Annotated in this window: 1 protein-coding gene; it reads left to right on the forward strand. The window is 43.8% G+C overall.

Annotation, left to right across the window (positions count from 1 at the left end; genetic code table 11):
* On the forward strand, positions 1-436 hold a 436-nt coding region (locus tag ACT3QP_RS15075; protein WP_444526068.1), incomplete at its 5' end, for a DDE-type integrase/transposase/recombinase.
* Between the last annotated feature and the right edge of the window lie 12 nt (positions 437-448).

Raw genomic sequence — 448 nt, forward strand, 5'->3', positions numbered from 1 at the left:
ATATGCTCGTCGTATTGTTGGCTTTGCTGTATCAGATTCGCCTGACAGTATGCTGACAACCAAAGCGCTGCAGATGGCGTATCAGTCGCGCTTAAAGCCAAGTGGGGTGTTGTTTCACTCTGATCAAGGCACCCATTACACTAGCAAGAAGTTTGCTGAATCTGTGGCAAGTTGTAATGGCATGAAGCAGAGCATGAGCCGAAAAGGTAACTGTTGGGACAACGCGCCAACTGAAAGGTTCTTCAGGAGCTTTAAAACAGAATGGATGCCAAAGGGCGGTTATGAGAATATTGCTGAAGCTCGGACTGCCATTATTGATTATATTTGGGGCTATTATCAGTCAGTGAGACCACACCGTTTTAATGACTATTTAACACCGCTAGAAAAAGAGAAACGCTACTTTAACAAAAACCTCTTATCAGGTGTCCTAAATTAGTTGACCACTACA

The organism is Psychrobacter sp. AOP7-B1-24, from assembly GCF_052376215.1.
In the GTDB taxonomy this organism is placed as follows: domain Bacteria; phylum Pseudomonadota; class Gammaproteobacteria; order Pseudomonadales; family Moraxellaceae; genus Psychrobacter.